14 protein-coding genes are annotated in these 16281 nt (G+C 69.2%); 11 read left to right on the forward strand and 3 right to left on the reverse strand.

Annotated elements, in window-relative coordinates:
• Positions 1–35: 35 nt before the first annotated feature.
• Complete coding sequence (locus QNO12_RS05680; RefSeq protein WP_257501791.1) at positions 36–1373, forward strand: class II 3-deoxy-7-phosphoheptulonate synthase; 1338 nt, start codon at positions 36–38, stop codon at positions 1371–1373.
• Between the two features lie 181 nt (positions 1374–1554).
• Here the strand turns inward: QNO12_RS05680 and pknB are convergent, their stop codons facing one another.
• The gene (pknB, locus tag QNO12_RS05685) at positions 1555–3495 is read right to left on the reverse strand and encodes a Stk1 family PASTA domain-containing Ser/Thr kinase (protein WP_257501792.1); all 1941 of its coding nucleotides are present in this window, start codon (positions 3493–3495) and stop codon (positions 1555–1557) included.
• A 93-nt stretch (positions 3496–3588) separates the two neighbouring features.
• The gene (locus QNO12_RS05690; protein ID WP_257501793.1) at positions 3589–4770 is read right to left on the reverse strand and encodes a muramidase family protein; all 1182 of its coding nucleotides are present in this window, start codon (positions 4768–4770) and stop codon (positions 3589–3591) included.
• A gap of 219 nt (positions 4771–4989) precedes the next feature.
• Between QNO12_RS05690 and QNO12_RS05695 the strand changes: the two genes are divergently transcribed.
• The gene (locus QNO12_RS05695) at positions 4990–5340 is read left to right on the forward strand and encodes an Rv2175c family DNA-binding protein (RefSeq protein ID WP_257501794.1); all 351 of its coding nucleotides are present in this window, start codon (positions 4990–4992) and stop codon (positions 5338–5340) included.
• A 15-nt stretch (positions 5341–5355) separates the two neighbouring features.
• Here QNO12_RS05695 and QNO12_RS05700 read toward each other — a convergent pair whose 3' ends face one another.
• Complete coding sequence (locus tag QNO12_RS05700) at positions 5356–6450, reverse strand: polyprenyl synthetase family protein (protein ID WP_257501795.1); 1095 nt, start codon at positions 6448–6450, stop codon at positions 5356–5358.
• Positions 6451–6515: 65 nt separating this feature from the next.
• Here QNO12_RS05700 and QNO12_RS05705 point away from each other — a divergent pair, with 65 nt between their 5' ends.
• The 9 genes from QNO12_RS05705 to ftsW all read left to right on the forward strand — a co-directional run bounded on the left by QNO12_RS05705 (position 6516) and on the right by ftsW (position 16267).
• Positions 6516–6887, forward strand: a complete 372-nt coding sequence (locus tag QNO12_RS05705; RefSeq protein ID WP_257501796.1) for an SCO2097 family morphological protein — start codon at positions 6516–6518, stop codon at positions 6885–6887.
• 193 nt (positions 6888–7080) lie between these two features.
• A complete protein-coding gene (mraZ, locus tag QNO12_RS05710; protein ID WP_257501797.1) occupies positions 7081–7512 on the forward strand; it encodes a division/cell wall cluster transcriptional repressor MraZ in 432 nt (143 codons plus the stop codon).
• Between the two features lie 103 nt (positions 7513–7615).
• Positions 7616–8569 carry a 16S rRNA (cytosine(1402)-N(4))-methyltransferase RsmH gene (rsmH, locus tag QNO12_RS05715; protein ID WP_257501798.1) on the forward strand — a complete coding sequence of 318 codons (954 nt, stop codon included), beginning with the start codon at positions 7616–7618 and terminating at the stop codon, positions 8567–8569.
• Positions 8566–9150, forward strand: coding sequence for a cell division protein FtsL (gene ftsL, locus QNO12_RS05720; RefSeq protein WP_257501799.1), 585 nt, complete (start codon positions 8566–8568; stop codon positions 9148–9150). Before rsmH ends, ftsL begins: the two co-directional genes overlap by 4 nt.
• A 4-nt stretch (positions 9151–9154) precedes the next feature.
• Entirely contained in the window at positions 9155–10939 is a 1785-nt protein-coding gene (locus tag QNO12_RS05725; RefSeq protein ID WP_257501800.1) for a peptidoglycan D,D-transpeptidase FtsI family protein, read from the forward strand.
• 43 nt (positions 10940–10982) lie between these two features.
• The gene (locus QNO12_RS05730; RefSeq protein ID WP_257501801.1) at positions 10983–12395 is read left to right on the forward strand and encodes a UDP-N-acetylmuramoyl-tripeptide--D-alanyl-D-alanine ligase; all 1413 of its coding nucleotides are present in this window, start codon (positions 10983–10985) and stop codon (positions 12393–12395) included.
• Entirely contained in the window at positions 12392–13492 is a 1101-nt protein-coding gene (mraY, locus tag QNO12_RS05735) for a phospho-N-acetylmuramoyl-pentapeptide-transferase (RefSeq protein ID WP_257501802.1), read from the forward strand. The genes QNO12_RS05730 and mraY overlap by 4 nt, the downstream gene beginning before the upstream one ends.
• On the forward strand, positions 13489–15039 hold the full coding sequence (murD, locus tag QNO12_RS05740) for a UDP-N-acetylmuramoyl-L-alanine--D-glutamate ligase (protein ID WP_257501803.1): 1551 nt from the start codon (positions 13489–13491) through the stop codon (positions 15037–15039). Before mraY ends, murD begins: the two co-directional genes overlap by 4 nt.
• Positions 14990–16267: a putative lipid II flippase FtsW gene (ftsW, locus tag QNO12_RS05745; protein WP_257501804.1), complete on the forward strand. Its 1278-nt coding sequence runs from the start codon at positions 14990–14992 to the stop codon at positions 16265–16267. The genes murD and ftsW overlap by 50 nt, the downstream gene beginning before the upstream one ends.
• The last annotated feature ends 14 nt before the right edge of the window (positions 16268–16281 follow it).

The following is a 16281-nucleotide window of genomic DNA, read 5'->3' on the forward strand; positions in this document are numbered from 1 at the left end:
GTCGGGCGGCACGCGCGCGCGGATAGACTGGCCCGATGCTTCAACAGCTCGATGCACTCGATCACTGGCGGACTCTGCCGATCAAACAGCAACCTACGTGGTATGACGCGGATGCGGTCGCAGCGGTCTCCGCGGAGATCGCGACGCTGCCGCCGCTGGTCTTCGCGGGCGAGGTGGACAACCTCCGGGACCAGTTGGCGCGTGCGGCATCCGGTCGGGCATTCCTGCTGCAGGGCGGCGACTGCGCCGAGACGTTCGCCGGTGCCACGGCGGAGCAGATCCGCAACCGCATCAAGACGGTGCTGCAGATGGCGGTCGTCCTCACGTACGGCGCATCGATGCCGATCGTGAAGATGGGGCGCATGGCAGGGCAGTTCGCCAAGCCGCGCTCCAGCGACACCGAGACGCGCGGGGACGTCACGCTTCCGGCGTACCGCGGCGACATCGTCAACGGGTTCGACTTCACCGAAGGCTCCCGCCGCGCCGACCCCGCCCGGCTGCTGAAGGGGTACCACACGGCCGCGTCGACGCTGAACCTCATCCGGGCCTTCACCCAGGGGGGATTCGCGGACCTGCGCGAGGTGCACAGCTGGAACAAGGGGTTCGCCGAGAACCCCGCCAACCAGCGCTACGAGGGCCTCGCGCACGAGATCGATCGGGCCATCAAGTTCATGGAGGCCGCCGGCGCGAACTTCGACGAGCTGCGCCGTGTCGAGTTCTACACCGGGCATGAGGGCCTGCTGATGGACTACGAGCGCCCCATGACGCGGATCGACTCGCGCACCGGAACGCCCTACAACACGTCCGCGCACTTCCTGTGGATCGGCGAGCGCACGCGCGACCTCGACGGTGCGCACGTGGACTACTTCTCCAAGATCCGCAACCCGATCGGCGTGAAGCTCGGGCCGTCCACGACGCCGTCGACGGTGCTGGACCTCATCGACAAGCTCGACCCCGAGCGGGAGCCGGGTCGGCTCACGTTCATCACGCGCATGGGCTCGGGGAAGATCCGCGACGCGCTGCCGCCGCTGCTGGAGGCCGTCCGGGACTCGGGCGCGACTCCGCTGTGGGTCACCGACCCGATGCACGGCAACGGCATCACGACGCCGACCGGCTACAAGACCCGCCGGTTCGACGACGTCGTGGACGAGGTGCGCGGGTTCTTCGACGCGCATCGCGCGGTCGGCACGCATCCCGGCGGCATCCACGTCGAACTGACCGGCGACGATGTCACCGAGTGCCTCGGCGGATCCGAGATGATCGACGAGGCGACGCTGGCCACGCGGTACGAGAGCCTGTGCGATCCGCGCCTGAACCACATGCAGAGCCTGGAGCTCGCCTTCCTGGTGGCCGAGGAGCTCGACAAGCGTTGACACGGATCGCATCAATACGTGCGCAGCACGCGTTGATGCGATCCGCGTCAAGGTCGAGTTGCCGCCGCAGGCGGCGTATCGAGACCTTTCCCCGAGCCCCGAGCCCTCAAGCCCCGAGCCCTCGAGCCCCGAGCCCTCGAGCCCCGAGCCCTCGAGCCCCGAGCCCCGAGCCCTCGGGGCGTTAGAACGCGCCCTGGATCCGGAACGAGACCACGGTCCCCTTGGGGTGCTGCGTTCCGGCGCCGGGCAGTTGCGACTCGACCTTGGTGATCTCGTCGAGGACGGCATTCCACAGCGTCGCGTACTCGTAGTCGAAGCCGGCGCCGGTGAGCGCGGCCTTGGCCTGGTCGCGGGTCATGCCGACGATGTTCGGCACCGGGAACAGCGGGGGACCGGCCGAGACCACGAGTGTGACGGACTCGCCGGGACGCCAGCTGCCGCCACCGTCGCGGTCGGCGATGTACATCACCTGACCGCGGTCGAACTCGTCGCTGGTCTCCTCGACCGTGCCTCCCACAGACAGGCCCCGCTCGCTGAGGGCGGCCGAGGCGGACTCCACGCTCTGGCCGGTGACGTCCGGTACCGGGCCGACCGACACCGAGAGGGTGACGGTGTCGCCCTCCAGCGCGGTGCAGCCCTGGGAGCAGTCCACGGCATCGCCGCCGGCGCGCGGCGTGACCGACACCCCGATGACCGTCCCCTCTGCCGCGTCGGTGAAGAACTCCTCGTCCGGCTCCGCAACCTGCAGATTCAGCCCGACCAGGATGCCGCGGGCATCGTTCGCGCTTGATCCGGCGAGCGACTGGATCTCACGAGGCTGTGGACCCTGCGAGACCAGCACCTCGACGGTCGAGTCCTTGTCCAGGCGGGAGCCGGCGGGCGGATCCGTGGCGACCACGATGCCGGGGGCGATCTCGAGGTCGAAGACGTCCTTCTGCACGGCCTGGAACGATTGTTCCGCCAAGATCTGCTGAGCCTCCGCGAAGGTGCGATCGGTCACATCGGGAACGGCGATCTGCGAGCCGGGACCGGACCCGAACCACCAGCCCACACCCCCCGCGAGCGCGGCGAGGAGGATGACGAGGGCGAAGAGCCACCCGCCCCTGACCGCGCGCCGCTTCGTCGCGGCGCGCAGGCGCGTGGAGTTGTCGACATCCTCCACTGCGGTGGTCGGTCCGGTCAGCGCGGCCGGCAGCACCTGGGTCAGTTCGCCGGTGCCGCTGCTCTCGTCGCGGATGATGCCCGCCGAGATCGTGCGGGCGACCTGCGGCGCGATGCCCAGCTCGTGCTCGATCGCACGCAGTCGGTCCAGCATCTCTTTCGCGTCGTTGGGCCGGTCATCCGGCGACTTCTCGGTCGCCCACAGGACGAGCTCATCGAGCTGCTCCGGAACGCCGGGGTTCTTCACGCTGGGACGGGGCACCGAGTCGGTCGCGTGCTGGAAGGCGATCTGCATCGGCTGCTCGCCCTTGTAGGGCTGCTCGCCGACGAGCATCTCGTAGAGCATGATGCCGAGGGAGTAGATGTCGCTGCGCGCGTCCGCCATTCCGCGCGTGACCAGCTCGGGCGCGAGGTAGGCGATCGTGCCGAGCAGCTGAGCGCCGGTGGCGGTGTTCGCGGTGGTGGCGCGCGCGAGTCCGAAGTCGCCGATCTTGATGCGCCCGTCCTCGGCCAGCAGCACGTTCTCCGGCTTGACGTCCCGATGCACGATGCCGGCTCGGTGTGCCGCCGCGAGGCCGGACAGGATGGCATCCATGATGGTGACGGTCTGCGGCACGGTCAGCCGACGCTGCTCGCGCATCAGCTCGCGCAGCGTGATGCCCGGCAGATACTCCATGACCAGATACGCCATGTCGCCGTCCTGGCCCTGATCGAACACGTTGACCACGTGCGGGTCGGCAAGCCGTGCGGCCGCGCGGGCCTCCTGGATGAACCGGCTCTGGAACACCGTGTCATCGCTGAGGTGCCCGTGCATGACCTTGAGCGCTATGCGCCGCTCCAGGCGCAGGTCGGTCGCCACGTACACGGTCGCCATGCCGCCGCGCGCGATGCGCGCGCGCACCCGGTATCGGCCGTCGACCAGACGTCCGATCAGCGGGTCTGCCTGCTGACTCGTGCTCACGATCTGAGTCTACGGACGCGTGCCTGCCAGGCCGCGGAGCGCCTCACCCCGGGCTGCCGGCGCGAAGGCGCGCCGAGGCGCATGCGCGGAGCATCAGCCGTGGACGGCGAGCCACACCGACGCGGGCTGCTCCCACTGTGCGTAACGATCCGGGTACGCCGAGATCTGCACCGCCTGCGCGGCGTCCGCGAACGACAGGCTCTGCCAGCCGTCGATGTCCAGCAGGCCGCGGGTGACGAATCCGTTCGGGTCCGAAGGGCCGCCGTAGAACGCTCGCGCGGCACGGACCGGGTCGCGCACCTCGTCGGGCGTGCCCCATCCCGTGCTCGGACGCTGCTGGAACAGGCCGAGCGAGTCGCGGTCGCCCCAGTCCAGGTTGCGCAGCCACGACTCCTGCATCGCGGTGCCGAGGGCGATGGCGATGCCGCGGTCGGGAACACCCAGCTCCCGTCCGACGCTGATGATGATCTGCGCGTTGGCAGCCTGCTCGGCATCCAGTCCGCTCGCCGGGGATGCGATCGGCGTGACGTCCGCAACCAGCTCCGGGGAGATCGCGACCGGGATCGCGATCGTCTGACCCGGGTAGATGATCGATGCCGGAGTGAGGCCGTTGGCCGCCAGCACCGACGCAACGCTCACGCCGTGACGCGCCGCGATCGCACTGACGGTGTCGCCGGCGACGACGACATGGGAAGCCGCGGAGGGTGCGACCGGTGTCGGTGCGGGCGCGACCGGTACGGCGACCTCGACCGGAGCGGCCGGCGCGGCGCCGGGGATGGCAAGCGTCTGGCCGGGGTAGATGATCGACGCCCAGCCGAGGCCGTTGGCGGCGAACACGTCCTGGACCGAGACGCCATGCCGGTCTGCGATGGAGCTGATCGTGTCGCCGCCGGCCACCACGTACGACCCCGAAGACGGCGCAGGCCCGCCGGGGTCGGCCGGGTTCGGCGCCGCCGCGACCGGAGCCGCCCCCAGTGCGAGCTCCTGTCCCGGGTGGATCACCGAGGACCAGTCCAAGCCGTTCAGAGCCAGGACGTCGACGGTGCGGAGTCCGTGACGGGTGGCGATCGCCGTCACGGTGTCGCCGGGCTGCACGATGCACGTCGCCGGCACGGGCGCGGCTTGCACCCGCGCCGAGGCGGGCGCGACCGCCGCCGAGCGGTCGAGTGCGCCGAGCATGCGATGTGACGGCGCCTCGCCGCGGACCGGCTCACCGGCGTGCGCCGGCGTCGCTCCGAGAAGAAGCGCGAGGGAGCCCGCGACAGCGGCCGGCACGCCGGTTGACGCCGTGCGTAGGGCATGGGCTCGGGCTGAGCGGTGGTCGGGTCGCAAGCGAACCCCCCTCTGTGGATTCCAAAAACCGTGTCACGGAAGTGAATTGGTGTCAACCGGAGTTATAGAAGATGCACGCGTGACTGACGTGACTGAAGTGATTCGGACCCCGACTCGGGCAGGGCTTGCCGAGGACCGCGGGCGGGATGAGATAGTTGCTGAGTGACAGCAGACGCCACGCCCAAGATCGAAACCGACTGGCTGACCCTCGCCGACCTGACCGAGGTGCTCGGGGAACCCCTGGGCCGGGTGCGCAGGCTGCTGGATGAGCTGCACCTGGTCGGCTCCCGTCGCCACGGACCGCTTCAGGTGCCTGCCGTGTTCATTCAGGACGGCGAACCGATCGGCTCGCTCCGCGGCACGCTCTTCGTGCTGCACGACGCGGGCTTCACCGACGACGAGGCCATCGACTGGCTCCTCACCTCGGAGGAGTCGATCGGCATCCCCCCGATCGAAGCGCTGCGCGCAGGGCGCAAGAGCGAAGTACGTCGCGTCGCCCAGTCGCTCGGCTGAGCGAGGGCTGCGCCGTCACCTCGTGCGCACCGTCGCGGCGCGCGCCAGGTCCCTCAGCTCATCGACCGCGGCATTGCCGAGCCGCGCTCCGGACAGTGCCCGCTCCGCCTGCCGCGAATAGTCGGCGATGAGATCCTCGACCCGATCGAGCGCGCCGGTCTCCAGAATCGTGCGCTGCAGGGACGCGATCTGTGCGGCATCCAGGTCCGGATCCCCGATGAGCTCGTCCATGATGCGCCGCGCAGGGGGAGCGAGGCGCTCGCGGGCGAACGCGACCAGCACGGTCCGCTTGCCCTCTCGCAGGTCGTCGCCGGACGGCTTGCCCGTGGCCGCCTGATCGCCGAAGACACCCAGCACGTCATCGCGCAGCTGGAAGGCCATCCCCACCGGATGCCCGAACGCGGCGAGTGCCGCTTGCTGCGCTTCATCGGCACCCGCCAGCGCCGCACCGATCAGCAGGGGCTGCTGGATGCTGTAGCGGGCCGACTTGAGGGAGGCGACCCGCAGCGCCCGCTGCGCATGACGCTCATCCGGCTCGGTCGCGTACGCGGACTCCTCGGCGATGTCCAGGAACTGGCCGATGGTCACCTCTCGGCGCATCTTCGCGTACTCGCGTCGGGCGGCGTTCGCGCGATCGGGCGCTGCGTCGAGCAGCCCTTCCTCGAAGAGATCATCGCTCCAGGCGACCAGGAGGTCCCCGAGCAGGATGGCGCCGGAGCGACCGAAGGCGGCGGCATCCCCCACCCATCCCTGTGCGCGGTGCGAAGCCTCGAGCGCACGATGCGCGGCGGGGCGGCCTCGCCGCGTGTCGGAGTTGTCGATGACGTCGTCGTGCACCAGCGCGGCGGCATGGAACACCTCCAGCGCGGCGGCGGCCGCGACCACCTCGGAGGGCGGTGCGCAGGGGGCGTGAGAGGCTTCCTCCACTGCCCTCCACCCGGCGATGCAGAACCGTCCGCGCAGACGCTTGCCGCCGTCGACCGCGGTGGCTCCCGCGCGCACGACGAGCTCGGCTTCCGGGCCGAGTTCGACGGCACTTCTGGCCTGGGCCGATTGGAAGATGTTCAGACGCTGGGAAACCGCTTCAACGGCATCCGGGGAGGGTGACACGGGCCTAGCCTAGTGATCGAGGGGTCGCGTAGAATCGACGCGACCGAGCAACTAGAGGGGGATGCATGCCACTCTCCGAACAGGAGCAGCGTCTGCTCGACGAGATGGAACGCCATCTCATGCGTAATGACGCCGATGTGGTCAGCGCGCCTCGCGACGGCCGCACCTTGAGTTACCGCAACATCGTGTACGGGACGATTCTCGTTCTCGTCGGTCTTGGGGCACTCGTGGTGGGGGTCTCGACGCAGCTGATCGTCGTCGGTGTCATCGGTTTCGTGGTGATGCTGGCCGGCGTTGTCCTGGCCGTCACTCCGACTCGCGGTCTCGCGCGCGCTCCGATGGATGCGACGGCGCGGCCGACGTCCAAGCCGCGGGCCAACTCCTCGTTCATGGATCGCATGAACGATCGGTGGGATCGCCGCCAAGGGGGGCCCTGAGCCGTCGCTCGATGACGAAACGCCAAGCACCGACCCGTGGGTCGGTGCTTTTGCTTTGTCCCCCAGACGAGCGCCGATCCCGCGCAGGGGAGGGGAAGGGCTGCCGGGCCGCCGATTGAGTGACAAAGTGGAGGGAAGTGGAGTAAAGTGGTGACCAACCTCGCGGGGGCCGGACGAAGGGGGTGGTGTACCGATGCTTTTGGGCACGCACACTCCCAAGCTCGACGACAAGGGCCGCGTCATCCTTCCGGCCAAATTCCGCGACGACCTGGGCGACGGCATCGTCATCACCCGTGGCCAGGAACGGTGCCTCTACGTCTTCAGCTCTGACGAATTCGAGCGGATCCACGAGCGCATCCGGGAGACCCCGCTGTCGAACAAGCAGGCCCGCGACTTCCTGCGCATGTTCCTCTCCGGTGCGAGCGCCGAGAAGCCCGACGGGCAGAACCGCATCACGATCCCCCCTTCGCTGCGCGCCTACGCCGGGCTCGAGAAGGACCTCGTCGTCACCGGCGTGGGCGCGCACGCGGAGATCTGGAACGCCGACTCCTGGAACGCGTACGCCGAAGGCAACGAATCCAGCTACGCCGAACTCGAGCAGGAGGTGATCCCGGGCCTGTTCTGAGCCCCCGACCCTGACTCCCAGCCGCTCACGCCCTGACACACTTCCCCGGTGTCAGGTCAGAGCGGATGGGGATCAGGATCTGGGGAACAGGGCCTCGAAGACCATGGACCTGCGCGATATCCACACCCCGGTGATGCTCGACCGATGCGTCGAGCTGCTCGCCCCCGCCCTGCAGCGGGACGGCGCGGTGTTCGTCGACGCCACACTCGGCATGGGCGGACACTCAGAGGCGTTCCTGGAGCGGTTCCCCGGCATCCATCTGATCGGGCTGGACCGCGACCAGGATGCCCTGCGCATCGCGGGGGAGCGTCTCGCGCGCTTCGCCGACCGGATCACTTTGGTGCACACCGTCTACGACGGCATCGCGGCGGCCGTCGAATCCGCCGGATTCGACGCGGCAGACGGCATCCTGTTCGACCTGGGCGTCTCGTCCCTGCAGCTGGACGAGGCCGATCGCGGCTTCGCATACTCGAAGGACGCACCGCTGGACATGCGGATGGATCAGACCACCGGTCCGATGGCGTCCTACGTCCTGGCCACCTACAGCGAAGGCGAGCTGCGCCGCATCTTCGAGAGATACGGCGAAGAGAAGCTCTCCGGCCGGTACGCCCGCGCCATCATCCGGGCGCGGGAGACCGCCCCGATCGAACGGTCTGGGCAGCTGGTGGAGATTCTGATCGCCGCCACCCCCTACGCGGCACAGCGCACCGGTCACCCGGCCAAGCGCGTGTTCCAGGCTCTGCGCATCGAGGTCAACGGCGAACTCGCCGTCCTGGAGCGCGCCATTCCCGCCGCCCTGGACACCCTGCCGGTCGGTGGCCGCATCGTCGTGCTGTCCTACCAGTCGCTCGAGGACCGTCTGGTCAAGCGCGCCCTCACGGCGGCGGCGGCCTCGACCTCGCCTGCCGGGCTGCCCGTCGAGCTGCCCGAGCACGCACCGCGCTTCCGGCTTCTGGTCAGAGGCGCTGAGCTCGCCTCCGAGGCGGAGCGCGAGCGCAACCCGCGGGCAACGCCCGTGCGGCTGCGTGCTGCCGAGCGAGTGAGGGATGCCGCGTGAACGCCCTCCAGCAGGCCGCGGTCGCCGCCCCCACACCGATCGAGGTCCCGAACCGCCGGTTGCGGGTCGTCGAAGAGCCCTCGCGCCGGCGCCGCCCGAAGCTGATCTACGGCGTCGTCGCGCTGGTCGGGGCGCTGACCATCGGCGCCGCCCAGATGGGCCTGTCGATCCTCACCATGCAGAGCTCCTACGAGCTGTCCGCTCTGACGCAGGAGTCCCGCGAGCTGACCTGGAAGAAGCAGATCCTCTACGACGAGGTCGCCGGGCTCGGCTCGCCGCAGTATCTCGCGGCCAACGCGTCCGCTCTCGGGATGGTCATCAACGAGTCGCCGAGCTATCTCCGGCTGAGCGATGGCGCACTTCTGGGTGCCGGGCAGGTTTCACTCGGCACCTCCTCGGTGGACGCCATCGGCCGCGCAGCGGTCCCCAACGCGCTCATCACGGACACGCCGCTCGTGACGGCCCCGGGCGCCACCATCGAGGGTGCGCCCGTGGCGCCGGAGGTCGTGGTCACCGACGACGGAGTCTCGAACACTCCGCCGCCACTGACCGACGGACTGCCCACCCCGAGCACACACTGATCTCATGACCACGAGAAGCACCCGAAGCCCTCGGCGTCGCACGGTGATCGCGCTGGCGGTCGTGCTGGCAGTCCTCTCCGGCTTCATCGTCCGGCTGGTGGACATCCAGGTGGTCAACGCCGATTCGCACATCACCGACTCGATGAAAGTCGCGTTGGGTGCCTCCCGGACCCTGTACGGCACCAGGGGCGAGATCGTGGATGAGACCGGGCAGACCCTCGCCGGCAGCATCCTGCTGTACGACGGCGTGCTGGATCCGAAGAACGTCGGACCGCTCACCCGGCGCAACGACGATGGCGAGCGGGTCGAAGTGCCGTGGAGTCAGGTCGCCGGCGAGATCGCTGCGATCACCGGGCAGACGGCCGAGGAGGTGCAGAAGATCGTCGCCGACGCACGCGCCGACGATCCGAACTCTCAGTTCGCGTACCTTCGGCGCGGACTGACCACCGAGCAGTACCGCGCGCTGGTGGACATCGGCGCCCCCTTCCTCACCTTCGACGCGCACCCGGCGCGCACCTACCCGGACGGCGCGGTCGGGGGCAACCTCGTCGGATTCATGGGCATCGACGCCGCGCCGCTCGCCGGCATCGAGAAGAGCCAGAACGACTGCCTGCTGGCCACCAACGGCGCGCTGGCGTTCCAGAAGGGCAAGGACGGCGTCGTCATCCCCGGCACGGAACGACAGCAGCCGGCGATCAACGGCGGGACGCTGCAGCTGACCATCAACCGCGACCTGCAGTGGTATCTGCAGCAGCTGATCGCCGAACAGGTGCAGGACATGGTCGCCCAGAGTGGCTCGATCATGGTCGTCGAAGCCGAAACCGGCAAGATCCGGGCGGTCGCGGAGTACCCCACCGTCGACCCCAACAACGTCGATGCGTCCGGGGACGCCGACCGCGGAAGCCGTCTGTTCCGCAACTTCTTCGAGCCCGGATCGACGTTCAAGGCACTGACCGCCGCGACGGTCCTCGACGCGGGTGGCCAGACCCCGACCTCGACGGTCGTCGCCTCGAGCCGAGAGACCTTCGCCAACGGCGCGCGAGTCAGCGATGCGTTCAATCACGAGGCGTACGAGTACACCCTCGCGGGTGTGCTGATCGATTCCTCGAACGCCGGCATCTCGAAGTTCAGCGAGCGGGTCGACTCCGCCACGCGCTTCGACTACCTGAAGAGATTCGGCATCGGCGCAGGCAGCGCGGTGCGATTCGAGGGGGAGCAGAGCGGATGGCTGCGCCCCGCGAGCGAATGGGACAACCAGACGACGTACAACACCTCGTTCGGGCAGGGGCTGACCACGACCGTGCCCGAGCTGGTCGGCGCGTACGACGCGATCGCCAACGATGGGGTCCGGATGCCGCTCTCGCTCGTGGAGTCGTGCCTGAAGCCCGACGGCACGGTGGTGGAGCCGACCCTGCCCGAGCCGACGCGGGTGGTCAGCGAACAGGCCGCCGCGCAGACGCGGGAGATCCTCGAGAACGTCGCGATCCAGGCAAATTACGCGGAGCAGATCGAGGTGCCCGGCTACCGCCTGGCCGTCAAGACCGGCACAGGTGAGAAATCCGACGGCAACGGCGGCTACAAGGCGGGGGCGTACTTCACCACCATGATCGGGTTCGCGCCGGCGGAGGACCCCAAGTACATCGTCGTCGTCACCCTGGACGAGCCGACCAAGGTAACATCGTCTGCGGCCAACGCGCCCGCGTTCCAGAAGGCCATGACCCAGGTCCTGAAGACCTACCGGGTGATGCCCGCAACGACGGCGCCGACGCTGCTTCCGAAGTTCGGCTGACGTTGCCGGCGCACGAGCAGCATCCCTTCCGGCCGGAGAATCGATGATCGCGCTCACTCTTGCTCAGCTTGCCCACGTCCTGAACGGACGGCTCCAACTCGCCCCCGGCGTCGCACCGGAGGCGGTCGTGTCCGGGGACGTCGACACCGACTCGCGACTGATCCGACCGGGCGGCATCTTCGTCGCCAAGCCCGGTGAGGTCACCGACGGACACCTGTTCGTCGACGCCGCCGTCGAACGCGGCGCCGCCGTGGCGATCGTGGAGCGTGTGGTGGCGGCATCCGTCACCCAGGTGGTGGTCGCCGACGCCATCGCGGCCCTCGCCGACCTGGCCCGCCATGTCGTCGCAGAGGTCCGGAAGGCCGGCGACCTGCGCATCGTGGGGATCACCGGCTCCAACGGCAAGACCACGACGAAGAACCTGCTCGCCCGCATCCTCGAGGACGAGGGCGAGACCGTCGCACCCCGGGCCTCTTTCAACAACGAGGTGGGCGCGCCGCTGACGATGCTCCGCGTCACCCCCTCCACCCGGTTCCTCGTCAGCGAGTTCGGCGCCAGTGGCCCGGGGGAGATCGCGCGGCTGGCCGGGCTCGTCGAGCCCGACGTCGCCGTCGTGCTCATGGTGGGGATGGCGCACGCCGGTGGATTCGGCGGCATGGAAGCGACGTTCGCGGCCAAGTCCGAGCTGGTTCGGGCGATTCGTCCCGGCGGTTTGACGGTGCTCAACGCCGATGACCCGCGGGTGGCCGCGATGGCGCCGATCGCCGCGGAGCAGTCCGCCGGCGTCCGCTGGTTCGGTCGTGGTCCCGGTGCGGACGTCCGGGCGGACGATGTCGTCGTCGGGGGCGACGGCACCCGCTGTGTCGTCACCGCGGACGGCGTGTCCGCCCCGCTGCACCTGCGTGTCCTCGGTGAGCACCACATCATGAACGCCCTCGCCGCCATCGCCACGGCCACCGCGCTGGGCGTGCCGCTCGCGGAGTGCATCACGCGTCTGGAGACGGTGCAGCTGGCCGAGCGATGGCGCATGCAGCCGCTCGGGTCCGAGCGTGTGCGCATCATCAACGACGCCTACAACGCCAGTCCCGATTCCATGTCTGCGGCGCTGCGCACCCTCGCGCAGATCACTGGTCCGGGCGAGCGCACCGTCGCGGTGCTGGGCGCGATGAGCGAGCTGGGCGAATACGCCGACGAGGAACACGATCGCGTCGGACTGCTGGCGGTGCGTCTCGGCATCCAGCGGATCGTCGTGGTCGGCACCGACGCGCGCCGCATGTACCTCGAGGCGATCGCGCAGGGCTCGTGGGACGCCGAGGCCGTCTTCTTCGCCACCGCGGACGAAGCGTACGAGTATCTCCTCGGAGAGTTGCGGGACGGGGACCGGGTGCTGGTGAAGTCGTCGAACGCGGCGGGCCTGCGGTTCCTCGGCGATCGTCTGGGAGAATCGTTCTCGTGAGATCACTTCTGACGGCGGCGGCGATCTCCCTGGCATTCAGTCTCTTCCTGACGCCGGTCTTCATCCGGCTGTTCCGCAAATGGGGCTGGGGTCAGGTGATCCGCACCCCCGAGAACATCCACAATCCCAGCCACGGTGAAAAGCGCGGCACGCCCACCATGGGCGGCACCATCTTCATCGTCGGCACCATCGTCGGCTATTTCGTGGGCACGTGGACGGGCAACAACCCGCCCACCGTGTCCGGGCTCCTGGTGCTGTGGCTCATGGTCGGCCTCGGCGCGGTCGGCTTCATCGACGACTACATGAAGGTGCACCGCCAGCGCAGTCTCGGGCTGAGCGGCTGGCGCAAGATCGTCGGACAGGTGATCGTGCTCGTGCCGTTCGCGATCATCGCGCTGAACTTCCCCAACAAGGTCGGGCAGACGCCGGCCGCGGCCTACGTGTCGGTGTTCCGCGACGTGCAGGTGCTGTCCTTCATGGCACTCGGCCCGATCCTGGGATGGCTGCTCTACCTGGCCTGGATCTCCCTCATCGGCGTGGCGGCATCCAACAGCGCCAACGTGGCGGACGGGCTGGACGGACTCGCCGCCGGCGCCGGCATCTTCATGGTCGGCGCGTACAGCCTCATCGCCTTCTGGCAGTTCCAGCAGGTGTGCACCGGCGGCCCGGAATTCCTCAGCGCCTGCTATCCGACCCGAGATCCGCTGGACCTCGCGATCGTCTCGGCCGCCTTCGCCGGCTCGCTGATCGGGTTCCTCTGGTGGAACGCACCCAAGGCCAGCATCTTCATGGGAGACGTCGGGTCGATGGGTATCGGCGGAGTCATCGCGGCCATGGCCATCCTCACCCGCACCGAGATCCTGCTGGTCCTGGTCGCCGGGGCATACGCGCTGGCCTCGGGCTCGGTCATCGCCCAACGGCTGTACTTCAAACTCACCCGCGGCAAACGTCTGTTCCTGATGAGTCCGTTCCACCATCACCTCGAGATGCGCGGGTGGCCCGAGATCACGATCGTGGTCCGCATGTGGATCATCTCCGGGATGCTCGCGATCTCAGCGGTCGGACTGTTCTACGTCGAATGGCTCTCGCGCGCATGAACACGCCTCGACTTGATTCCCTGAACAGCTGGCGCGCCGACTGGGCAGGCCTGCGCGTCGCGGTGCTCGGCCTGTCGGTCACGGGGTTCTCGGCCGCGGACACCCTCGCCGAGCTCGGAGCCGACGTGCTCGTGGTCTCCGAGTCCGCCGACCCGGAGTACGAGCGGCTGCTGCCCGTCATCGGCGTCCGGTCCTGGTTCGGTCCGCTCGCGAGCGTCCCCGACCAGCTCGTCGCGTTCGCTCCCGAGGTGATCGTCGCCTCACCGGGGTTCGCGCCTCGTCACCCCGTCATCGAATGGGCGCGCGCGTCCGGCATCGCACTGTGGGGCGACATCGAGCTGGCCTGGCGCGTGCGCGACAAGGTCCCGCGGCCGGACGGCAGCCCGGCCGAGTGGGTCCTGATCACCGGGACGAACGGGAAGACGACCACGACACGGCTGGCCGCGACCATGTTGCTCGAGGGCGGGTTGCGGGCGGCCCCGGTGGGCAACATCGGAACGCCCGTGCTCGACGCCGTGCGCGATCCGGCGGGCTTCGACGTGCTGGTTGTGGAGCTCTCCAGCCACCAGCTCTGGTACCTCGGGCTGCAGACCGGTCCCGCTCCCGTCTCGCCCTACGCCAGCGTCTGCCTGAACCTGGCCGACGACCACCTCGAATGGCACGGCTCCGCCCAGGCGTACCGCGACGCCAAGGCGCACGTCTACGACCACACGCGCGTGGCGTGCGTGTACAACAAGGCGGATGCCGAGACGCGCCGCATGGTCGAGGACGCCGAGGTGGTCGAGGGTGCGCGCGCCATCGGGTTCGATCTGGGCGTGCCCGGGCCGAGCGATCTCGGTGTGGTGGACGGGATCCTCGTGGACCGGGCGTTCCTGGAAGACCGGCGCACCAGCGCGCTGGAGCTGACCACTGTCGCCGAACTCGATGCGCACGGACTGGCCGCCCCGCACATCGTCGCCAACGTCCTGGCCGCCGGCGCGCTGGCCCGGTCGCTGGATGTCCCGCCCGCTGCGATCCGCGGCGCACTGCAGGATTTCAGCCTCGACCCGCACCGCATCCAGATCGTCGAGACGGCGGACGGGGTGACCTGGGTCGATGACTCCAAGGCGACGAATCCGCACGCTGCGGCATCCTCCCTGGCCGCCTACCCGGGGTCGGTCTGGGTCGTCGGGGGAATGCTCAAAGGCGTGGACATCTCCGAGCTCGTCGCCGGACGGGGCGCCGGCGCGAAGGCGGCGATCGTGATCGGTGCCGACCGGACGGCGGTGGTCGCGGCGTTCTCGCGACACGCGCCCGCGGTGCCGCTGTTCGAGGTGGACGCCGATGAGACTGAACAGATCATGGCGCGGGTTGTCGAACTGGCAGCCGGGATCGCACGTGCCGGGGACGTCGTACTGCTCGCCCCCGCCGCAGCATCCTTCGACCAGTTCACCTCCTACGCCGACCGCGGCCGGCGGTTCGCCGCTGCGGTCAGAGAGCTGATCGGAAGGGAGAACGGTGACCACCACGACTCCCAGACCGACCCCCCTTCCGCCGACCGAGCCTGATCCGCAGGCGCGCCGCGGCCTCGCCGCTCGGGTGTCCCTCGGTCGCGTGTTCGCACCGGTGCCGAGTGAGTTCCTGCTCCTGGCGTCCACCGCACTGCTGCTGACCGGATTCGGCCTGGTGATGGTGCTGTCGGCCACCTCGGCCACCGCGACGGCCGCCGGCGACCCGCCCTACGAGGAGGTCATCAAGCAGGTGGTCTTCGCGGTGATCGGCATCCCGCTGATGTTCGTCGCGAGCCGCCTGCCGATCGCCTTCTGGAAGCGCATCGCGTGGCCGGCGCTGATCGGCTCGGTGCTGTTCCAGCTGCTGGTCTTCGTTCCCGGTCTCGGCGTCGAGGCGAACGGAAACCGCAACTGGATCCTGATCGGCGGGTTCCAGTTCCAGCCCGCCGAGTTCCTCAAACTGGGCCTGGCGCTGTGGATGGGCTACGTGCTGTTCCGCAAACAGACCCTGCTCGGGCTGTGGCGGCACGTCTTCATCCCGGTCGTACCGGTCGGGGCGCTCGTGATCGCGACCGTCCTGGCCGGAAGCGACCTGGGCACGGCGATGATCCTCGTGCTCATCCTGCTCGGCGCCCTGTTCTTCTCCGGCGTCAAGCTGCGGATCTTCATCCTGCCGCTGATCGCCTCCGTCGCGGCCGTCGCCGCCCTCGCCGTCACCAGCCCCGACCGCATGCGACGGATCATGAGCTTCCTGGACACCAACTGCCTGGCGGACTACTTCAACAGCTGCTACCAGCCGCTGCACGGCATCTGGGGGCTCGCCGGTGGCGGGGTCTTCGGCCTGGGCCTGGGCAACTCCAAGGCGAAGTACTGGCTGCCCGCCGCGGCCAACGACTACGTCTTCGCGATCGTCGGCGAAGAGCTCGGACTCATCGGCTGCGCGGTCGTGCTGAGCCTGTTCGCGCTGTTCGCCGTCGGCGCCTTCCACGTCATCCGCAAGACGGACGACCCGTTCGTGCGGATCGTGTCCGGTGCGATCACGGTGTGGATCGTCGGCCAGGCCCTGATCAACATCGGCGTCGTGCTGCGCCTGTTCCCGGTGCTGGGCGTGCCGCTGCCGTTCATGTCGCAGGGTGGCACGTCACTCGTATCGGTACTGCTGGCCGCGGGGGTGCTGCTGTCGTTCGCGCGCACGCTGCCGGCCGCGGAGGCGCGACGTCAGGCCGCCATTCAGCGCGCCGCCGCCCGACGCCAGCGCGCCGCAGGTTCCGCGCCCACGAGGTGACGGGGGTGCGGAGG

The organism is Microbacterium sp. zg-B185 (assembly GCF_030246885.1).
Lineage (GTDB): Bacteria > Actinomycetota > Actinomycetes > Actinomycetales > Microbacteriaceae > Microbacterium.